Source organism: Empedobacter sp. UBA5987 (assembly GCF_002429865.1).
Taxonomy (GTDB): Bacteria; Bacteroidota; Bacteroidia; order Flavobacteriales; family Weeksellaceae; genus Empedobacter; species Empedobacter falsenii_B.
On sequence record NZ_DJBB01000027.1, the window covers coordinates 1 to 20313 of the forward strand.

20 protein-coding genes are annotated in these 20313 nt (G+C 30.8%); 15 read left to right on the top strand and 5 right to left on the bottom strand.

What is annotated here, in order from left to right:
- Window positions 1-9: 9 nt before the first annotated feature.
- A complete protein-coding gene (locus tag B3J26_RS04320; RefSeq protein WP_291073437.1) occupies window positions 10-345 on the bottom strand; it encodes a DUF5672 family protein in 336 nt (111 codons plus the stop codon).
- A gap of 95 nt (window positions 346-440) precedes the next feature.
- Between B3J26_RS04320 and B3J26_RS04325 the strand changes: the two genes are divergently transcribed.
- A complete protein-coding gene (locus B3J26_RS04325; RefSeq protein ID WP_291073439.1) occupies window positions 441-1223 on the top strand; it encodes a lipopolysaccharide kinase InaA family protein in 783 nt (260 codons plus the stop codon).
- A gap of 36 nt (window positions 1224-1259) precedes the next feature.
- Here B3J26_RS04325 and B3J26_RS04330 read toward each other — a convergent pair whose 3' ends face one another.
- From B3J26_RS04330 to B3J26_RS04345, 4 genes are all read right to left on the bottom strand, one after another.
- Entirely contained in the window at window positions 1260-2165 is a 906-nt protein-coding gene (locus B3J26_RS04330; RefSeq protein ID WP_291073440.1) for a GYDIA family GHMP kinase, read from the bottom strand.
- A gap of 5 nt (window positions 2166-2170) precedes the next feature.
- On the bottom strand, window positions 2171-3049 hold the full coding sequence (gene fabD / locus B3J26_RS04335; RefSeq protein ID WP_114999826.1) for an ACP S-malonyltransferase: 879 nt from the start codon (window positions 3047-3049) through the stop codon (window positions 2171-2173).
- 53 nt (window positions 3050-3102) lie between these two features.
- A complete protein-coding gene (locus B3J26_RS04340; RefSeq protein WP_291073442.1) occupies window positions 3103-4977 on the bottom strand; it encodes a glycosyltransferase in 1875 nt (624 codons plus the stop codon).
- Between the two features lie 131 nt (window positions 4978-5108).
- The gene (locus B3J26_RS04345) at window positions 5109-5924 is read right to left on the bottom strand and encodes a 2,3,4,5-tetrahydropyridine-2,6-dicarboxylate N-succinyltransferase (RefSeq protein WP_114999820.1); all 816 of its coding nucleotides are present in this window, start codon (window positions 5922-5924) and stop codon (window positions 5109-5111) included.
- A gap of 91 nt (window positions 5925-6015) precedes the next feature.
- Between B3J26_RS04345 and ruvX the strand changes: the two genes are divergently transcribed.
- The 14 genes from ruvX (at window position 6016) to B3J26_RS04415 (ending at window position 20137) form a co-directional block, all read left to right on the top strand.
- A complete protein-coding gene (gene ruvX, locus B3J26_RS04350; RefSeq protein WP_038333513.1) occupies window positions 6016-6429 on the top strand; it encodes a Holliday junction resolvase RuvX in 414 nt (137 codons plus the stop codon).
- 44 nt (window positions 6430-6473) lie between these two features.
- Window positions 6474-7049: a peptide deformylase gene (gene def / locus B3J26_RS04355; RefSeq protein WP_114999818.1), complete on the top strand. Its 576-nt coding sequence runs from the start codon at window positions 6474-6476 to the stop codon at window positions 7047-7049.
- 20 nt (window positions 7050-7069) lie between these two features.
- Entirely contained in the window at window positions 7070-7666 is a 597-nt protein-coding gene (locus B3J26_RS04360) for a DUF5606 domain-containing protein (protein ID WP_038333500.1), read from the top strand.
- Between the two features lie 6 nt (window positions 7667-7672).
- The gene (gene mazG / locus B3J26_RS04365) at window positions 7673-8437 is read left to right on the top strand and encodes a nucleoside triphosphate pyrophosphohydrolase (protein WP_114999814.1); all 765 of its coding nucleotides are present in this window, start codon (window positions 7673-7675) and stop codon (window positions 8435-8437) included.
- Window positions 8438-8775: 338 nt separating this feature from the next.
- On the top strand, window positions 8776-10767 hold the full coding sequence (uvrB, locus tag B3J26_RS04370) for an excinuclease ABC subunit UvrB (protein WP_286496129.1): 1992 nt from the start codon (window positions 8776-8778) through the stop codon (window positions 10765-10767).
- A gap of 21 nt (window positions 10768-10788) precedes the next feature.
- On the top strand, window positions 10789-11607 hold the full coding sequence (locus B3J26_RS04375; protein WP_286496128.1) for a DUF4846 domain-containing protein: 819 nt from the start codon (window positions 10789-10791) through the stop codon (window positions 11605-11607).
- Window positions 11608-11692: 85 nt separating this feature from the next.
- Window positions 11693-12853 carry a cysteine desulfurase family protein gene (locus tag B3J26_RS04380; protein ID WP_125350150.1) on the top strand — a complete coding sequence of 387 codons (1161 nt, stop codon included), beginning with the start codon at window positions 11693-11695 and terminating at the stop codon, window positions 12851-12853.
- Window positions 12853-13377 carry a CvpA family protein gene (locus B3J26_RS04385; RefSeq protein ID WP_114999807.1) on the top strand — a complete coding sequence of 175 codons (525 nt, stop codon included), beginning with the start codon at window positions 12853-12855 and terminating at the stop codon, window positions 13375-13377. The genes B3J26_RS04380 and B3J26_RS04385 overlap by 1 nt, the downstream gene beginning before the upstream one ends.
- Window positions 13378-13575: 198 nt before the next feature.
- On the top strand, window positions 13576-14952 hold the full coding sequence (gene rmuC, locus B3J26_RS04390; RefSeq protein ID WP_286496433.1) for a DNA recombination protein RmuC: 1377 nt from the start codon (window positions 13576-13578) through the stop codon (window positions 14950-14952).
- 31 nt (window positions 14953-14983) lie between these two features.
- Window positions 14984-15922: a hypothetical protein gene (locus B3J26_RS04395; protein WP_280037501.1), complete on the top strand. Its 939-nt coding sequence runs from the start codon at window positions 14984-14986 to the stop codon at window positions 15920-15922.
- A 76-nt stretch (window positions 15923-15998) separates the two neighbouring features.
- Window positions 15999-16979, top strand: coding sequence for a hypothetical protein (locus B3J26_RS04400; protein ID WP_291073445.1), 981 nt, complete (start codon window positions 15999-16001; stop codon window positions 16977-16979).
- 107 nt (window positions 16980-17086) lie between these two features.
- A complete protein-coding gene (gene lysS / locus B3J26_RS04405) occupies window positions 17087-18787 on the top strand; it encodes a lysine--tRNA ligase (protein ID WP_291073447.1) in 1701 nt (566 codons plus the stop codon).
- 92 nt (window positions 18788-18879) lie between these two features.
- Entirely contained in the window at window positions 18880-19755 is an 876-nt protein-coding gene (locus B3J26_RS04410; RefSeq protein ID WP_291073449.1) for an RHS repeat-associated core domain-containing protein, read from the top strand.
- On the top strand, window positions 19742-20137 hold the full coding sequence (locus B3J26_RS04415) for a hypothetical protein (protein WP_221857022.1): 396 nt from the start codon (window positions 19742-19744) through the stop codon (window positions 20135-20137). Before B3J26_RS04410 ends, B3J26_RS04415 begins: the two co-directional genes overlap by 14 nt.
- Window positions 20138-20313 lie beyond the last annotated feature (176 nt).

The window sequence follows — 20313 nt, forward strand, 5'->3', positions numbered from 1 at the left end:
CTTATTTGTTTAAACAACTTCATTCTTAAAAACATAAACATCCAATTGACAAATCAATATATATTTGAACTCTTCAAAAGTTTTATAAAAATATTTTTCTAATAACAATTGATTATAACCATCAATGGAATCGAAGCAATTTGAACTGAAATATTCTATACGAAAATCATTGATTTTACTAAAAAAAGATGAATAATTAGAAGTTGTCAAACCTTGTGGAGCCACAAAAATAATTTCAAAACCATTGAAATGTTGAATTATACTTTCCAAAGATTTTTTTTCAAATTCGTCTAAAAAATCTCTATAAATTGGAACAATAATCCCTACTTTCTTCAAATTATTCATAATATCGAGAGTATTTTTCAGCAAAAATAGACATATCTTTGACAGATTAAAATGAAATATAGATTTTTTCTATATTAATTATAATATTTTGAAAAATGACACAAAAAATTGTCGTAAATAATAATTATAAAACCACGCAAACCGAAATCAAATCTATTATTGATAATTTTGATCTGATTGATGATTATATTGCAAAAGGCACAAGAAATTCTATCAAAAAAAAGAAATTAGAGTCGGGTAAAATTGCAACGATTAAATCATTTAAGATTCCTAATATAATCAATAAATTTGTTTATCGATTCTTTAGAAAATCAAAAGCAGAACGATCTTATGAATATGCAAAACGATTGATTGATTTAGGTTTTTTGACACCATATCCTATTGCATTTGTAGAAAATAAAACTCCTATAAGTTTTAATAATAGTTACTATTTCTGTGAATTAGTTGAAGCTGATTTAACTTATCGTGAATTAGTTGAAATTCCAACTTGGGAAAACCGAAACGAAATTTTGAAACAGTTTACAAAATTCACATTTGATTTACATGAAGCGGGAATTGAGTTTTTGGATCATTCTCCTGGAAATACTTTAATCAAGCAAGTTGGAGAAAATCAATATGAATTTTATTTAGTTGATTTGAATCGTATGAATTTTCACAATTCAATGAGTTTTGATATTCGAATGAAAAACTTTTCTCGTCTAACTCCTCAAAAAGAAATGATAGAAATTATGGGAAAAGAATATGCGAAACTTATTAATAAACCAGAACAGGAAGTTATTGAAGCTATGTGGAATAAAACGCAAGAATTCCAACATAAATTTCAAACAAAACAAGCTCGAAAAAAGAAATTAAAAGCCGTGATTGGTAAAAAACAATAACAAAAAAGCAGATTTGAAATCAAATCTGCTTTTTTGTTATTTTATCATTTCAGAAAATGGAATAATAATCTCATATCCTTTTTCTTTAAAATAATCGTGCATTCCTTCTCTATACGTCACCAAAACAAAATCTCCGCCCCAAGCTCCAAGACTTTTTATAGTTCCTAAATAATCTGGAAAATACAATTCTTTAACTTGTGGAATTTGCATAAAATCACCTAATCGTGCTTGATATTCATCTAAAATAGATTCTAAATCAGTTAAACTCTCAACTTTAGTTGCTTGAACAACCAAATCTGAAAGTTCTTGAATCATTTTCTGATTTTTTGGTTTGTTTTTGTAATGATTTCCCACAACGGCTTGCGTATCTTGCTTTTGATTAAGATAAACAAAATAAAGTTGATCTTTAAAATTCCAATTCAATTCTAAATCTTCCACTTCAATTGGATTATTCGAAAACAAAATCGGTTGATGATGATGCGCGCAAGCAATATCATAACCACTTGTATTGAAGGTTAATTGATTCAATTCAAACGGATTTATTTCAATCCATTGACTAATCAAATCAATCAAAGTCGAGCTACTACCCAATCCCCATTCTTGTGGATATTCTAACTTCGTTAAACATTGATAACTGTTATTAGAATTGAAAAAATCAGGATTTAATGATTTAGCTTGTTTTAAAATATTTTGTAATGATTGACTTAATTTCTCGTTTGTAGAAGAAATTATTTCTAAATCATTCGATCTAATTTCAGCTTCAAACCAAATAGAATTATCAAATTTCGTCGCTTTCCAAGTGATTAAATTCTCAGTTTCTGATGAATTTTCTACAAACAAACATTGCCCATATTTCGTGGGCAATGCAAATGCTTTCGCTCCATCAATTACAATATATTCCCCGATAAGGAATAATTTTCCATTGGAACGGTATGTTTTCATTTCGTTTAGATTTGTGCCGAAGAAGTTGAGACCTCTCTGTTTATTTTTTTCACTAAACCTTGTAAAGTATTTCCTGGTCCAACCTCAATAAATTCACTCGCACCATCAGCAATCATATTTTGAACAGATTGCGTCCATTTTACAGGAGCAGTTAATTGAGCAATCAAGTTTTTCTTAATTTCAGCAGGATCTGTAACAGCTGTTGTGCTTACATTTTGATAAACTGGACAAATTGGAGTATTGAATGTTGTTTCTTCAATAGCTTGTGCTAATTCTTCTTCAGCAGGTTTCATTAAAGGTGAATGAAAAGCTCCTCCTACTGGTAAAACTAATGCTCGTTTTGCACCTAACTCTTTCAGTTTTTCGCATGCTACATTAACCGCTTCAATTTCTCCAGAAATCACTAACTGACCTGGACAATTGTAATTTGCAGCCACTACAACTCCATCAATTTCTGCACAAGCATCTTCTACAATTTTATCTTCTAACCCTAAGATTGCAGCCATTGTAGATGGATTAGCTTCACATGCAGCTTGCATTGCTAAAGCACGTTTGTAAACTAATTTTAATCCAGATTCAAAGTCTAAAGTTCCATTTGCAACTAAAGCAGAAATTTCTCCTAAAGAATGTCCTGCAACCATTTCTGGTTTAAAATCTGGTAAAATTTTCGCTAAAATAACAGAATGTAAAAAAACTGCTGGTTGTGTAACTTTTGTTTGTTTTAGGTCTTCTGCAGAACCTTCAAACATAATTGATTTTATATCAAATCCTAAGATTTCGTTTGCTTTATCAAATAATTCTTTTGCGATTTCAGAATTTTCGTACAAGTCTTTACCCATTCCAGAGAATTGAGCACCTTGTCCTGGAAAAACATATGCTTTCATTGTATTATTTTTAATGTATGACAAATGTATAATAAAATCTTAAACTTCTTTATTTAACCTAAGTTTTGATTTTCTTTTCTATAAATTTCGTCTAAATATTTATAACGATTTGCAACAGAAATTGCGTGTAGTTTCGCGATTGTATAACCATCTTTTCCATCTAAAAAACCAAGTCTCATTACGAAATAATTAAAAAAACGATAGGCAGGTTTTATCGTATAATGATAAAATGATGGTTTCAAATTTTTAAGACGAAGTTCTTGTGCTCGTAAGCGAGAATAACTATTCAGTTTATCTAAATATTCTTCTTCATTATCAAATGTAAAATGATCAAGTTTATTTGTTAAATAACCTGTTCTACCATTACATTCTATAATCTCATGAACCATTCTATCTGATTTATATTGAGATTTAGATTTTTTAAAAATTCGAACAGCTTTATCATTTTGCATGCCCGAATATTTTATATGCTTCTTCTTAAAAAAGAATTTTCGATAAACAAAATATGCATCAAAAGTAGGTTGCTGATTAAAAACCGAAACAATTTCTTTTTTTAATTCAAGTGGGATTCCTTCATCTGCGTCAAAAAAAGTAACCCAATCATTTTTTGCTAAAGAAAGTCCATAATTACGTTGATTCGTAAAATTATCAAACTTACGTTTTACAAATTTAGTTTTAGGATTTTGACGAGCAATTTCTTCTGTTTTATCGGTACTAAAAGAATCAATAATAATAATTTCATCAGCAAAATCTACATCATTTAAATAACGATGTAAATTTATTTCTTCATTATAAGTAATCAGTAAAGCTGAAATTTTAGTAGACATTGATTCTATAGAATATTCTTTTTTAGTTTCTATTTCAACGTTATTATTACTTATTAATTGCCTATCCAATGAGTTATTGTTTAGAAAATTTTCTAACTTTTCTTTAAACAACTCGAAATCAAATATTGAATAAAATTCATTTACTTGTTTTTTTATTTGACGATTGTTTAAATCTCCAAGTTTTTCAGGAAAATAATCTTTCAAATGAACACTTGTGTGATTAATTCCATCTTCGAAAGTTGCCCAAACTTTTTTATCAATCCAAGGAGAAAAAATAATAAATGATCTTTTCCCTAAAGCTTTCGACATATTAATTGCCCCTCCATCATTTCCAACAATCACATCACATTCATTTGCAATTGCAATAAATTGACGCAAATCATTACCCAACAATTCAAAATAAACTTTCGATTTGGTTTCATCAGATAATTGATTATAAACTTCCTTGGCTTGTGGTAACTGTTTCGGAAAATAATTGAATAAAATATTGACATTATAATGTTGACCAATAAAATCAACCATTTTTGCCATTTCATTCAACGGATAAGTTTTTGAAGGATCAGAACCAAGCAAACTAATCATAACCGTTTTACGAGTAGAATCAACTTGATGTTTTATAAATAAACCCTTTGCGAAATTTATTTCATCTTCCGTTAAATACAATTTTGGTTCGGTAGCCAAAGGAATTTCAATTCCTAAAGGCTTCAATAAAGACAAACGATGTTCGATTGCTAAACCTAAATATGAATTTGGTTCGTCATGTTTTTCTACATTATCTGTATACAAAAACGTTCTTCCAATCTTTTTGTACGATATTTTTTTTTGTGCGTTATTAATAAAAACATCTACCCAACTCTGTAATTTTGAGTAAGCATCAATTACAATATCGTATTTATTTTGATTAACTTTTTTCGAGAATTTAATCAAATTCATCAAGCCTTTGTTTTCTTTTTCATCGAAAACAATTTTATGATTGATGTACGGATTATTCTCTAAAACAGGCAAAGTATTACTATTGATTAAATAATCAACAATAGCATTTGGATAAGCTTTTTTGATATTTTCGCACAACAATGATGTGATTAAAACATCGCCTATCATCTTGTGTTGGATAATCAAAATTTTCATAAAACATAGTTATAAAGCAAAACTACTAAAATATGTTTGATTCGAAAATAAAAAAATCCTCAACAAAACTGCTGAGGATTATATTTTAAAAAATTTAGTTCTAATTAAACCGCTACATTATGCTCGCGCAATGCATCGTTTAATGAAGTTTTTTTATCTGTAGATTCTTTACGTGTTCCGATGATTAATGCACAAGGAACTTGGTATTCACCTGCAGCAAATTTTTTCGTGTAAGAACCTGGAATTACAACTGAACGAGCAGGAACATAACCTTTAATTTCAATTGGTTCATCACCTGTCACATCAATAATTTTAGTCGATGCTGTTAAAACAACATTTGCTCCTAAAACCGCTTCTTTTCCTACGCGAACTCCTTCTACAACGATACAACGAGATCCAATGAATGCATTATCTTCGATAATTACTGGAGCAGCTTGCAATGGTTCTAAAACTCCACCAATTCCTACACCACCAGATAAGTGAACATTTTTCCCAATTTGAGCACAAGAACCTACAGTAGCCCATGTATCAACCATTGTTCCTTCGTCCACATATGCACCAATATTTACATAAGAAGGCATTAAAATAACTCCCGAAGAAATATACGCACCATAACGAGCAACAGCATTTGGAACAACACGAATTCCTTTTTCAGCATAATTACGTTTCAATTCCATTTTATCATGGTATTCAAAAATTCCAGCTTCTAAAGTTTCCATTTTCTGAATTGGGAAATACATTACAACTGCTTTTTTCACCCATTCGTTTACTTGCCAATCTTCTCCAACTGGTTCTGCACAACGTAATTGTCCGTTATCGATTAACTCAATTACTTCACGAATTGCAATTTGTGTTGACTCTTCTTGTAACAATTCTCTATTGTCCCAAGCTTTTTCTATGATTTGTTTTAAATTCTCCATCTTTATTAATAATAGCCACAAATATAAAAATTATAATCAAGGGATTTCATAGAGATTATTTATTATTGAATCGTTTTTTTAAATTTGCCAAATGTCACGAATATTAGCGTTAGATTACGGAGGAAAAAGAACAGGCGTTGCCGTAACCGATGAATTGCAAATTATAGCTTCGCCAGTTGATACAATTGATACATCAAAATTGATGGATTTCTTGAAACAATATATCGAGAAAGAAAACGTTTCTGACCTTGTAGTTGGATTATCTGTTCGTTTTTCAGGAGAATTAAATGAGATTGAAAATCAAATTCAACCTTTTTTGAAAAAATTTTCTGAACAATTTCCGTTGATTAAAATTCATCGTGAAAATGAGATGTTTACCTCAAAAATGGCTTCTCAAGCAATGTTTGCTGGAGGAATGAAAAAGAAAAAACGTCAAGAAAAAGGAATGGTCGATAAAGTGAGTGCCGTAATAATTTTACAATCATTTTTATCACATAAACTATAACAAATTGTATCTTTGCCGTTAAATTAATAAAAAAAGATCAGAAAATGGTATTACCAGTTGTAGCTTACGGAGATCCTGTCTTGCGTAAAGTTTCACAAGAAATCGATCAAGATTATAAAAATTTACAAGAACTGATCCAAAATATGTTCGATACAATGTATGACTCTAACGGAGTTGGTATCGCAGCGCCTCAGATCGGGAAAGATATACGTTTATTTGTTGTTGATTGCTCGCCTTTCGAAGAAGATGAAGATTATGATGATGTAAAAGATGAATTAAAAGATTTCAAACGAGTTTTCATCAATCCAAAAAAAATCAGTAGTTCTGAAGGTGATGAATGGGCTTTTACAGAAGGATGTTTGAGTATTCCTCACATTCACGAAGATGTAACACGTCCAGAATCGGTAACTTTAGAATATTTTGATGAAAATTGGGTGAAACATACCGAAACTTTTTCGGATATTCGCGCTCGAGTTATTCAACACGAATACGATCATTTGGAAGGAAAGCTTTTTATTGACTATATTTCGAGCTTTAAAAAGAAATTAATAAGTAATAAATTAAAAAATATAACAAAAGGGAAAGTAAACACGAGTTACAAAATGAAATTCCCTTCATAGACCCTTAAACATAATAGAATATGGATTTATCAAGAGTTATCGCAATTTCAGGAAAACCAGGATTATACCGTTTAGTTTCTCAAACAAGAGGTGGTTTTGTTGTTGAAGATTTAGAAAAAGGTAAAAAAATCTCAATCGCTTCTAACTACAATGTTAGTTTATTAGACAACGTTGCTATTTACGGAGTATCACAAGAATTTCCTTTGGCTGAAGTTTTCTTCAGAATTTACAAAAAAGAAAACGGAGGAGAAACGATCGATTACAAAACTTCTGGTGCAGAATTGCGTAAATATATGGAAGAAGTTTTACCAGAATATGACGATTCAAGAGTTTATGATTCTGATTTGAAAAAATTATTCCAATGGTATAATATCTTACACAAAAACGGATTATTAAACATCGACTTAGCTGCTGTAGAAGCTGCAATGGCTGCTCAACAAGCACAAGAAGCTCCTGTTGCTGAAGTAGAAGCTACAGAAGAAGTTGTTGTGGAAGAAAAACCAAAAAAGAAAGCTCCTGCTAAAAAGGCTGCTGACAAAAAAGACGCTGAAGAAAAACCTGCTAAAAAAACTGCTGCTAAAAAAACAACAGCAAAAAAAGATAAAGACGCTGAATAATTAGAGATGAATACACGTAAAGATCAATTACAGGCTTTCGAAAGATTGTTGGATATAATGGATGAATTACGTGAAAAATGTCCGTGGGATCGTAAACAAACAATGGAAACGTTGCGTACGTTATCTATCGAAGAAATTTATGAACTTTCGGATGCCATCATCGAAAAAGATTCGGATGAAATAAAAAAAGAACTAGGTGATGTTTTTCTTCACCTAGTTTTTTATTCTAAAATCGCATCAGAACAAAACAACTTCGATGTTGCTGATGTTTTAAATGGTATTTGTGACAAATTAATTCATCGTCATCCACATATTTACGGCGATGTAGAAGCAAATACAGAAGAAAAGGTGCTTCAAAATTGGGAACAAATCAAACTAAAAGAAGGTAACAAATCTGTACTTTCTGGCGTTCCTACTTCTCTCCCAGCAATGGTAAAAGCTTACCGAATTCAAGACAAAGTAAAAGGTGTTGGATTTGAATTTGAAAATTCTGATCAAGTTTTTGATAAAATTATCGAGGAAATTAATGAATTCAAAGAAGAACAAAATCCAACAGATAAAGAGATGGAATTTGGTGACATTTTATTTTCTTTGATTAATTATGGACGATTTAATGGCATCAATTCTGAAGATGCTTTAGAAAGATCGAACAAAAAATTTATCACACGTTTTCAGAAATTAGAAGAAATCGCGAAAGAAAATGGTCAAAACATAGCTGATTTAACCATTTCCGAATTAGATAAATTATGGAATTTAGCGAAAATTCGCTAGTGTAAACTTAACACTATAAAGTTTATTCAAATCAACGAAAACGTTGTAATCAGACGTTTTAACACTATTATAAATAACTTTTATCGACACCAATAAAACAAAGTATTACAAATTATTGTGCACGCACAGAAAACCGACATATATTTGCAATGGTTATAGCGGGCAATAGCTTGTAATAATGGAAGGAAGTTTGTTTACTAAGTAAACAGTTTTCTCATTTTTTTGTGGTTTTGATGAAAAGGTGACTTAAAGTCGCCTTTTTATTTTTTATCAACTTCTATGTAAAATCACAATTCATAACAATCCTTTTTTATCTGAATAATTTGTAAATTTGTAGAATGCAGTTTCAATTAAATTCTGAATTCAAGCCAACTGGTGATCAACCAAAAGCTATTGAAGAATTATCAAATGGTATTCTAAATAATGATCGTTATCAAACACTTTTGGGTGTTACAGGTTCTGGTAAAACATTTACAATCGCGAATGTTGTACAAGATGTGCAACGTCCAACTTTAGTTTTGGCACATAACAAAACGTTGGCGGCACAGTTGTATATGGAATTCAAAGAATTTTTTCCGAATAATGCAGTCGAATATTTCGTTTCTTACTATGATTATTATCAACCAGAAGCTTACATTCCTTCATCAGGAACCTATATTGAGAAAGATTTATCAATTAATGAAGAAATTGAAAAGCTTCGTTTAAGTACAACTTCCTCCCTACTTTCTGGTCGTCGCGATATTTTGGTTGTGGCTTCAGTTTCGTGTTTATATGGTATTGGAAATCCAACAGAATTTCATAAAAATGTGATTCAGATTGAAACGGGGCAAATTATCTCGAGAACAGCTTTTTTGCATAAATTAGTCCAAGCTTTATATTCGAGAACAGAAGGTATTTTTCAACGCGGAAATTTTAGAATTAAAGGAGATACATTAGATATTTTCCCTGCTTATGCGGATGATGGAATCAGAATTAATTTCTTTGGTGATGAAATCGAAGAAATCTCAGTTTTCAATGTAGAAACAGGTAAAACTTCAACTAAATTAGATAAAATTAATATTTATCCAGCCAATCTTTTTGTTACTTCTAAAGACACTTTAAATGGTGCAATTGCTGATATTCAGATCGATTTGGGTAAACAAGTTGAATATTATCATGAAATCGGAAAACATCTCGAAGCAAAACGTTTGCAAGAACGTACTGAATTCGATTTGGAAATGATCAAAGAATTGGGATATTGTTCTGGAATCGAGAATTATTCGAGATACTTAGACGGTCGCGAACCAGGAACTCGTCCATTCTGTTTGTTAGATTATTTCCCAGAAGATTATTTGATGGTGATTGATGAGTCGCACGTTACAGTTTCTCAAGTTCATGCAATGTATGGTGGAGACCGCTCGCGCAAGGAGAATTTAGTAGAATATGGTTTCCGACTTCCAGCTGCAATGGACAATCGTCCGTTAAAATTCGAAGAATTTGAAGCTTTACAAAATCAAGTGATTTATGTTTCAGCAACACCTGCGAATTATGAATTAGAAAAATCGGAAGGAGTTGTTGTAGAGCAAGTCATTCGTCCAACAGGATTATTAGATCCAATTATTGAAATTCGTCCAACACAAAATCAAGTCGATGATTTGATGGAAGAAATCAATAAACGAGTAGAGTTAGACGAACGTGTTTTGGTCACTACTTTAACGAAACGAATGGCGGAAGAGTTAACGAAATATTTGACAAAATATGGCGTTCGATGTCGTTATATTCATTCTGATGTGGATACATTAGAACGTGTTCAGATTATGGCTGATTTACGCGCTGGATTATTTGATGTTTTGGTTGGAGTTAATCTTTTGAGAGAAGGTTTAGATTTACCTGAAGTTTCTCTAGTAGCAATTTTGGATGCTGATAAAGAAGGTTTTTTAAGAAGTCATCGTTCTTTAACGCAAACGGTTGGTCGTGCTGCTCGTAACGTGAATGGTTTGGCGATTATGTACGCAGATAGAATTACAGATAGTATGCAATTAACGATTGATGAAACAAATCGTCGTCGTGAAATTCAAATGAAATACAACAAAGATCACAATAAAGTTCCGCAAGCTTTAAACAAAAAAATAACGAAACTAAGTTTAGCTGCAGCAGATTTTGAAGAAAATCCTTACGAACAAAAACATTTGATTCAACAAGCAGCAGAGATTAATGAAAATTATTCGACAGAAGATAAAGAGAAATTGGTACAAAAATTGCAGAAAGAAATGGAAAATGCTGCAAAAAATTTAGATTTTATAAAAGCAGCCGAATTAAGAGATCAAATTCAACTCTTAACCAAAGAATAGCACGTTTTTTTCAACATTTCAATGAAAATTTTTAAGAATACATTTTTTTTAACTCTATCGTTTTTTACCATTTTATCATCTTGTAACACACAGATTTTAAAATCATCTTCAAATAATGAATTGCTTGAAAATGAAGAAAGTAGTTTAGTTCATACACGTGAATTAAAGATTTTCAAGAGATTTGATACACCTCCAAATTATGAAAGGAATCAAAATTATACAGATTTTGGTAAATGGATAAATAACCTTCCGCTCAAAAACAATAATACAGCTGTTTATTCTTTTGATGGTCAAAAAAAATCTAATCCAAATATATATGTAGGAGTTTTAGATTTAGAACAACCCAAAAAAAATGTACAGTTTAATGCAAATGCGATGATGAGTTTGCGTTTAGAGTATTTCTTCCGTTCGAAAAAATACAATGAAATAGATAAATTGTCTAAAATTTCTACAAAGCCAATTCCTTACACTGACTATGTAAAAGGAGATTATTCTCATACGAAATACATGCAATATTTGATCTATTATTTAGAAAATACAAATTCAAATACAATTGCTGAATTATTAAAACCAATCTCTATCAAAGAGATTCAAATTGGCGATGTATTTTTTCAAAAGGGAAATATAAAAAGTCATGCTGTAATGGTAATTGATTTAGCGAAAGATAAAAATGGGAATAATATATTCATTTTGGCTCAAAGTTATTATCCAAGTCAAGACATTCATATTCTTTCTAATCCAAGCAACGATTTAATCTCACCATGGTATATTGCAAAAGAAGGCATACTTCTTACACCTGAGTGGAGATTTTTGTCTTCGGACTTGATGCGTTTTAAATAACATTTTACTTTTTCAATCCTTACATTTTACTTAAATTTGTTGTTCAAAACCTCAAAGTAAACAACAATACAGTAAATAATCGATAATGCAAAGAGTATATTTAGACAATGCAGCAACCACAGCAATTCGTCCAGAAGTAGTTGACGAAATGGCAAATGTGATGAAAAATGTTTTCGGAAATCCATCTTCTACCCACGTTTTTGGTAGAGAAGCCAAGGCACTTATAGAAATGGCTCGAAAGAACATTGCGCAGCGTTTAAATATTTCTCCTGCCGAAATTTATTTTACTTCTTGTGGGACAGAATCTAACAATACGATTATACGTTCTTGTGTAAATGATTTAGATGTTACACGTATCATTACTTCGGATATGGAACACAAATGCGTACAAGAAAGTATCAAAGATTTAGAATATCGTGGAAAAGTTGAAGTAATCCGCATCAATATTCAAAAAAATGGAGACATTGATTATGCTCAATTAGAGGAATTAGTTAAAGATCAATCTAAAAAAACATTGGTTTCTTTGATGCATGCTAATAACGAAATTGGAAATTTAACAGATATTAAACGTATTTCGCAATTGTGTCAAGAAAATAATACATTGTTCCACACAGATACGGTGCAAACAGTTGGTCATTACGATTTAGATTTCCAAGATTTGGGAATGGATTTCGCTTCTTGCTCAGCACACAAAATTCATGGACCAAAAGGTGCTGGATTTTTATATGCAAAAAAAGCTTCGCATTTAAAAGCCTTGATTGCTGGAGGAGGACAAGAAAGAGGAATGCGTTCTGGTACCGAAAACGTATACGGAATTGTTGGACTTTCAAAAGCTTTTGATTTAGCAATTGATGAGTTAGAAGCTCATGTTAATCACATCAAAGAAATTAAACAATATACAATCGATCAATTAAAAGCAGCTATTCCAGGCGTTTCTTTCAATGGATTATCAGATGATTTAGACAAAAGTTTGTATGCATTATTAAGCATCAAATTACCATTTCATGATGCCTTAATCGGATTCGAATTAGAATTAGCTGGTATCGCTGTTTCACAAGGAAGTGCTTGCAGTTCTGGTGCAGCAAAAGTTTCATTAGTTATGCAAACATTGTACACAGAAGAAGAAATTGATCAAATGACGCCTTTACGTGTATCTTTTTCATACGAAACAACTAAAGAAGATATTGATGTCTTAGTTGGAACATTGAAAAAAATCGCTGAAAAACATCAATTACAAAACGCTTAATGACTGATTTCAATCAACTTGATATTCTGATTTTAATTGCGTTAGCTTTTGGTTTTATCAACGGATTTTTCAAAGGTTTTATTTCTCAATTAATTGGGTTAGTCGGTTTTTTTGTAGCAATTTGGTTAAGTTTTAAATTTTATCAAATCATCGAAGTTTATGTCGATTCTTACAACATTGTTGCAGATAGCTTAACTTCTTTGGTTGCGTTAGTTATTACATTTGCAATTGCTTTTTTCACAATAAAATTAGCGTCAAGTTTAACACAAAAAACAGTAGAAGCAGTTGGTTTAGGAATCATTAATCGATTTGGTGGAGCGGCTTTAGGATTAATAATCTCTTTACTTTTAACATCAAGTATTTTGTATTATATCGATCCGATTTTAGAATTAGGATTTAAAGAAACAAAAGACGAAAGCCAGATTTTACCAATTTTGAACGAAAGTTCTCAAATCATCAAAAATTCTATCTTCGAAACAAAAGATAATTTAAGGACAGAATCCCAAGATTCTATTCATTTATAATCATACAAAGACAGCTTTTTTCAAGCTGTCTTTTTTCTTAACATTAATTTTATAAAAGGCACAAAAATTATCTAAAGAGATCAAAACAATTAATTTAAGATGAAAAACGATTCTTAGAAGTCGTTTTTTTATGATTTTATTTTTAATAACGACATATTGTGTCGTATAAAATCGTTCCTTTGTTTAAATTTTAAGATTATGAACAGCGCTATCATACTTTCATCCATCCTTTTTTTTATCATTGGAGCCGTTATCAGTTTTTTATATTCAAAGTCGAAAGCAAATTCAGCCATAATTGGAAATGAAATAAAACACCAAGAACTTCAGAAACAATATGATTCGCTAAAAAATGAATTTATCGAAATAAAAGATGATGCAAATTTCAATTTGGATCAATGGCAAAAAGAGCGCGAAAAAAATACAGAATTAACGGTTCGCCATCAAGAAGCAATGAAAGCTGTGGAGGAGCAAAAATCGTTTATGCTCGAAACCAATGAACGATTAAAAGAGCAATTTGAAGCACTTTCAGCTCAAGTTTTGAAAAGTAATAACGAACAATTTCTTGATTTAGCGAAAACAACATTGGATAAACATTTTTCTAATTCTCAAAACGATTTAGAAAAACGTCAACAAGCGATTGATTCGTTAATCAAACCATTAAATGAAAGCTTGAATAAATTTGACGGAAAAATATCCGAAATAGAAAAAGCTCGAGAAGGCGCTTATTCAGAAATTAAAGTTTTCTTAGATTCAATGCGTGGTACAACTGATAAATTGCAAAAAGAAACCAATACATTAGTTTCTGCTCTTAAAACTTCACACACAAGAGGAAAATACGGAGAAATTGGTTTGCGACGTGTGGTTGAATTTGCTGGAATGTCGTCTTTTTGTGATTTTGAAGAACAAACTTCTGTTCAATCAGAAAATGGTTTGCTTCGCCCAGATTTAATCGTTAATCTTCCTGGAAATCGAAAAGTTATTGTCGATTCTAAAGTTCCGTTAAACCAATATATGCTTGCGTTCGAAACGGAAGATGAAAATTTGAGAAAACATCATTTGCAAATGCACGCGAAAGCTGTACGCGAACATTTAAAGAATTTGAGTTCTAAGGCTTATTGGAATCAATACACAGAAGCACCCGATTATGTGGTGATGTATCTGCAAATTGAAAGTTCTTTTGGTGCTGCGTTAGAATTGGAGCGAACTTTGATAGAAGATGCACTAAACAATAGAATAATTATTGCAACACCAACTACTTTGATTACAATGCTTCGCACAATTGCGTTTAGCTGGCAACAATTAAATGTTGCGGAAAATATATATCAAATGCGAGATGCTGGAATAGAGTTATACAATCGTGTGAATGTTTTAATACAACATTTAGCTACGGTTGGTCATAATCTAAACCAAGCAACCCAAAGTTACAATAAAGCTATAGGTTCGCTAGAAAATCGATTTATTCCGCAGGTTAAAAAGCTGAAAGAAATCGGTGGAACTTTAATGGAAAAAGAAATTTCGGAAACTAAGCCAATTGATACAATGATTCGTTCAATAAATAACTTGGATATTCAATAATCATTCTATATTTGTACAACTTTTAGAGAGAATGAAAACAAGCCTATTTACCTTGATTTTACTATACTCTCCTGCCATTTTTGCGCAGGTGAATTTTGAAGAAAAATCTGTACAGGTAAAACCAAATTTAGAATTAAATAAAGTATATAACTACTCATTTACAGATCGTAACTTTTCGATTTCTGTAAATGACACGGTTTCTAAAGTCATCAACCAATCAAATAAATCGATGGAATTGGTTGACAAGAATGATTTTGCTAATAAGTATACATTTGTAAATGGTAAAAATCAATCCAATGATCCTGATGAATTTTACCGCGATTTTATCAATAATTCTGAAGGAATAGAATACGAATTCACAACAAATCCTTCTGGAGAATTTTTAGAATTATTAAATATTCCTCAGATTGAAGAAAAATTGCTTAAAATAACAGATAAACTTGGCAAACAGCGCAAAAAATCTGATGATTATAAAGCAAATATTGCGTACATCGAGGAAATGGTCAAGTCAAAAACCTATGTTCCGTATGTTTTTGAGCAAGAAATTCATGTTTTCAATTATTTTAATGGACAATATTTTCGTTTAGGTGAAACGTATGAAGGAAAATCGGTACAGGAAAATATTTTTGGTTTTCCAATTTCTTCTACAACAAATACTTATCTAAAAGACATCAACAAAGAAAAAGGTACGTATACAATTGCTTCTGACCAAAATTTGAGCAAAGATGATTTTGAAAAATTATGGGAAGAAATGGCGTATTATATGTTGAATGATGCTAAACTGAATTTGTCGCAAGAACAGGTAAAAAAAGAAATCAAAAAATATTCAGAAACAGTTGAATTAAAAGTGAAATATGAAAATACGTACGATTTGAATTCAATTTTAATCAAATCTGAATATTTATTTAGCTTAAATATTGGTTCTAAGAAAACAGTTAATCAATTAAGTATAAAACTTTTAAATGACTAAATTTTATTTTTTAACGAATTTCAAACTTCATTTTAGATAATTTGCTCTATTTTTGAATTAGTTTGATTACTTATAAATGAAAATTAATTTTACATATTATCTGTTTTTTCTATTTTTTTCGATAAAAATATTTGCCCAAGATCCTATTCAAGATACAATTTCACCGGTTGTTAAAAATGATACCATTTTTAATGCTCCGCAGGAAACGATTATTTTTCCCAAAACATATTGGAATATTGGAAACGAAAAACGATATAATGTAACAACAAGTGAAGTGAAATTGGAAGATGACACGATTTCGCATCAAGAACAATATACTTATAACGTTATTATTCAAGTTGAAAATATTTATCAAAACGAAACCATTGTAAAGTGGAATTTCAGAAATATACAATTCAATTCAAAATCATTTTTAAATAATCCTTTTTCGTTAGTTAATAATGTTTCGATTTCCTTTAAAATAGATCAAGACGGACGATTTTTAGGTTATACAGATTTAGATAAAACGATTAAACAATTGGTTTTATCTTCAGAAGATTTAGAGAATAAATATTTGGATAATCCTACTGCGATTGCGTTAATCAAAAAGAATCTTCAACAATATTCTACAGAAGAAAGTATTGTTAAATTATTTGACAAAGACATTCGTCAATTCCATCATTTTTATGGAAAAAGTAATTTTACTTTAGAAAGTGCGCCATTTGTTTATCAATCTTACATGGATAATTTATTTAGCACTTCTCCCACTCCAGCGACAACAGAATTGAAATTGAATGAGATTGGAGTTTCGCAAACCAATTATATTATGTCAAGTTTTCAGCAAGCCGATAAAGATTGGTTGGCCAATTCTTGGTACAGCTATTTGAAAGATTTAGCTACGAAATTAGGTTCTGAACAACCATCTGAAAAAAGATTGAAAGACGACATAAAATATTACGTTAAAACAACTTCGCGTATCAAAGATAACGGTTGGATTTCGTATAGTATCGAAACCAAAAAGGTGAAATTTCAAGATACTGATTACACGTTAGAGCGTCGTTTTGAGTTAGTAGACTAAAACTCGCATCAATACTGATAATTCTTACATTATTAAATCATAAAAACTTCGTGAATCAAGATTATTTTTCATAATTTTGCTTTCATTTTATATAAATTATATTCACTATGCAATTGTCTGAACAAGAAATTATTCGTAGAGAAAAACTACAACAATTAAGAGACTTAGGCGTTGAGCCTTACCCTGCCGAAGAATTCGTGGTAACTTCTAATTCTAAAGAAATTAAGGAAAAGTACGAAGAAGGAAAGGTTGTCAAGCTTGCCGGACGATTGATGAGTGTTCGTGTAATGGGAAAAGCTTCTTTCGCTGAGTTACAAGATAGCGAAGGTCGTGTACAGGTTTATATCTCAAGAGATGATATTTCTTCATCTGAAGAAGGAATTGAGTACAATACAATTTTCAAGAAATTGATGGATATCGGAGATTTTATTGGAATTGAAGGATATGAATTCAAAACTAAAGTGGGTGAAATTTCTGTTCACGTAACAAAATTAACGTTGTTATCAAAAACTTTACGTCCATTACCAATTGTAAAAACTGACGACGAAGGTCATGTATTTGATGCTTTTACAGATCCAGAATTGCGTTACCGTATGCGTTACGTAGACATGGTTGTAAACCCACATGTGAAAGAAATTTTCTTAAAACGTACACGTTTATTCAACGCAATGCGTAACTTCTTCAACGATCGTGGATACATGGAAGTCGAAACTCCAGTTTTACAATCGATTCCTGGAGGTGCAGCAGCTCGTCCGTTTATTACGCATCACAATGCATTAGACATTCCATTATATTTAAGAATCGCAAACGAATTATACCTAAAAAGATTAATCGTTGGTGGTTTTGATGGTGTTTACGAATTTTCTAAAAACTTCCGTAACGAAGGAATGGATCGTACGCATAATCCAGAATTTACAGCAATGGAAATTTACGTTGCTTACAAAGATTATAACTGGATGATGGATTTCACAGAGCGATTATTAGAGCATTGTGCAATCGCTGTTAATGGAACTTCTGAAGCGACATTTGGAGAACATAAAATTGATTTTAAAGCGCCTTACAAACGTGTAACAATGCGTCAATCAATTATTGATTTTACAGGGTTTGATATCGATGGAAAATCTGAAGCAGAATTATTTGAAGCTGCTAAAGGAATGGGAATCGAAGTTGATGAGACGATGGGTAAAGGAAAATTAATCGATGAAATTTTTGGTGAAAAATGTGAAGGAAACTACATTCAACCAACTTTCATTACAGATTATCCAAAAGAAATGTCTCCATTGACTAAAAAACACCGTGATAATCCAGAATTAACTGAGCGTTTCGAATTAATGGTTTGTGGAAAAGAAATTGCTAACGCATATTCAGAGTTAAATGACCCTATCGATCAACGTGAGCGTTTTGAAGCACAAATGGCTTTAGCTGATAGAGGTGACGACGAAGCAATGTTTATCGACCAAGATTTCTTGCGTGCTTTAGAATACGGAATGCCTCCAACATCAGGTTTAGGAATCGGAATGGACCGTTTGATTATGTTCTTAACAAATAATCCATCTATTCAAGAAGTTTTATTCTTCCCTCAAATGCGTCCAGAAAAAGCTGCACCAGCTTACGAATTAACAGAAGAAGAAACTCAAATTATTGAAATTTTAAAAGCTAACGAAAACATTGATTTGAATGAATTAAAATCTCAAGCTGCTTTAAGCGGTAAAAAATGGGACAAATCAATGAAAAATTTAGCAAAATATAACTTGACTAAAGTAACTGTAAATGGTGATACCAAAACGGTTGCATATTTAGGAGAGTAAATTATTACCCTTTCATCTATATTTTAAAAAGCTCAACTTCTGTTGGGCTTTTTTTGTACGACCAATTCTTTTTAATTCATATATTTATGATAATGAATGGTTATAAGTACAAATACAACGGCAAAGAACTGCAAGATGAATTAAGCCTAAACTTATACGACTACGGCGCACGAAACTACGACCCTGCGATTGGACGTTGGTTTAACATTGACCCGTTGGCGGTTAGATATGTAGATAATTCACCATACAATTATACATTAAATAATCCTGTTTATTTTATTGATCCAGATGGCATGCAAGTAGATGGACCAGGTGATGAAGATGAACCTATTGAGCTTCAAGAAGCTGTTGTTACAGCCGTAACTCCAACAACAAAAGCCAAAAGAGAAATAAGCAATTTTTTTAATATTCCTTTCCAAGATATAAGTTCAATAGAAAATTCAGCATTAAAAAGTTATGCAAATTTATTTAATGATCCAAATGCAACCAAATGGTATTTAGAAATGCATAATGGAGAATTATCTAAAAGTATTGATAATGCTATTTTAGGTACTACTATTACTATTATTATGTTACCAGTAGCTGTTGAATACGGTACAATTGTCTTAATTAAATATGGAGCAGATGTTATTATGCAGGCTGCTATTTCTAAAACTTTAACAGGTGAATACCAAGTTAATTTTATAAATGCAGCTATAGGAAGTATTGTACCAGGCAATTTTAGTCCTATAGCTACAGAAGCTTCACAAGTTGGTCAAAATATTTTTAATGGTAGAGAAAATAATTTAACAGAAAGTCTATTAAAGGTTGGAACAGGTTATTTAGGTAATGGTTTAGGGAAATTAGGCGAAGGTACTAGTGTTTTTGGGGATAAATTATCACCACTAATTAATGAAGGTTTACAGTCATTTCATAATAATTTACAATCTACATTTATTGAAAAAGAGTTTGAAAATGAAAAAAAATAATATACTTATTATAATCTCAATATTGTTATTAATATTAACTATTATATATTCTAATAATAGGTATATAAAAAAAGAAAAAAATACATATCAAAATGCTTATTATACTATTGCTAACATAGATAAATATGTTGTGGAAACACGGACTAGATACTACATTTATTCTTATAGATTTAATAAAATTAAATACCATGGACAAAAGAAGTCAAATGGTAAGCTTGATAAAGGAATTAAAAAAATAGTTATGTTTAATAAGAATAAGATATCAGAATCTTTTCTGTTTGAAAATACAATTATCCCTGAAGAATATTTAAATAAAGATACTATTTGGACAACTCCTCCTATTTTTATAGATCCAGAAGATTTAAATTTTTTGAATGATTAGGGGAATTATTACAACCCAATATTTACAGTAACATAAAAGGCAAATGTTGGTTTGCCTTTTGTATTATTATAGATATAATGATTATACATACTACTTTTTACATCATACATTATACAATCCCAAAAAGTATAAACTAAATAAGCCTCAAGAAATAAATCTTGAGGCTTTTAATAAAA

Bases quoted from the DNA above. Each gene is read 5' to 3' on its own strand.
- B3J26_RS04320 (WP_291073437.1), bottom strand. From the start codon at position 345: ATGAATAATTTGAAGAAAGTAGGGATTATTGTTCCAATTTATAGAGAT.
- B3J26_RS04325 (WP_291073439.1), top strand. From the start codon at position 441: ATGACACAAAAAATTGTCGTAAATAATAATTATAAAACCACGCAAACC.
- B3J26_RS04330 (WP_291073440.1), bottom strand. From the start codon at position 2,165: ATGAAAACATACCGTTCCAATGGAAAATTATTCCTTATCGGGGAATAT.
- fabD (WP_114999826.1), bottom strand. From the start codon at position 3,049: ATGAAAGCATATGTTTTTCCAGGACAAGGTGCTCAATTCTCTGGAATG.
- B3J26_RS04340 (WP_291073442.1), bottom strand. From the start codon at position 4,977: ATGATAGGCGATGTTTTAATCACATCATTGTTGTGCGAAAATATCAAA.
- B3J26_RS04345 (WP_114999820.1), bottom strand. From the start codon at position 5,924: ATGGAGAATTTAAAACAAATCATAGAAAAAGCTTGGGACAATAGAGAA.
- ruvX (WP_038333513.1), top strand. From the start codon at position 6,016: ATGTCACGAATATTAGCGTTAGATTACGGAGGAAAAAGAACAGGCGTT.
- def (WP_114999818.1), top strand. From the start codon at position 6,474: ATGGTATTACCAGTTGTAGCTTACGGAGATCCTGTCTTGCGTAAAGTT.
- B3J26_RS04360 (WP_038333500.1), top strand. From the start codon at position 7,070: ATGGATTTATCAAGAGTTATCGCAATTTCAGGAAAACCAGGATTATAC.
- mazG (WP_114999814.1), top strand. From the start codon at position 7,673: ATGAATACACGTAAAGATCAATTACAGGCTTTCGAAAGATTGTTGGAT.
- uvrB (WP_286496129.1), top strand. From the start codon at position 8,776: ATGCAGTTTCAATTAAATTCTGAATTCAAGCCAACTGGTGATCAACCA.
- B3J26_RS04375 (WP_286496128.1), top strand. From the start codon at position 10,789: ATGAAAATTTTTAAGAATACATTTTTTTTAACTCTATCGTTTTTTACC.
- B3J26_RS04380 (WP_125350150.1), top strand. From the start codon at position 11,693: ATGCAAAGAGTATATTTAGACAATGCAGCAACCACAGCAATTCGTCCA.
- B3J26_RS04385 (WP_114999807.1), top strand. From the start codon at position 12,853: ATGACTGATTTCAATCAACTTGATATTCTGATTTTAATTGCGTTAGCT.
- rmuC (WP_286496433.1), top strand. From the start codon at position 13,576: ATGAACAGCGCTATCATACTTTCATCCATCCTTTTTTTTATCATTGGA.
- B3J26_RS04395 (WP_280037501.1), top strand. From the start codon at position 14,984: ATGAAAACAAGCCTATTTACCTTGATTTTACTATACTCTCCTGCCATT.
- B3J26_RS04400 (WP_291073445.1), top strand. From the start codon at position 15,999: ATGAAAATTAATTTTACATATTATCTGTTTTTTCTATTTTTTTCGATA.
- lysS (WP_291073447.1), top strand. From the start codon at position 17,087: ATGCAATTGTCTGAACAAGAAATTATTCGTAGAGAAAAACTACAACAA.
- B3J26_RS04410 (WP_291073449.1), top strand. From the start codon at position 18,880: ATGAATGGTTATAAGTACAAATACAACGGCAAAGAACTGCAAGATGAA.
- B3J26_RS04415 (WP_221857022.1), top strand. From the start codon at position 19,742: ATGAAAAAAAATAATATACTTATTATAATCTCAATATTGTTATTAATA.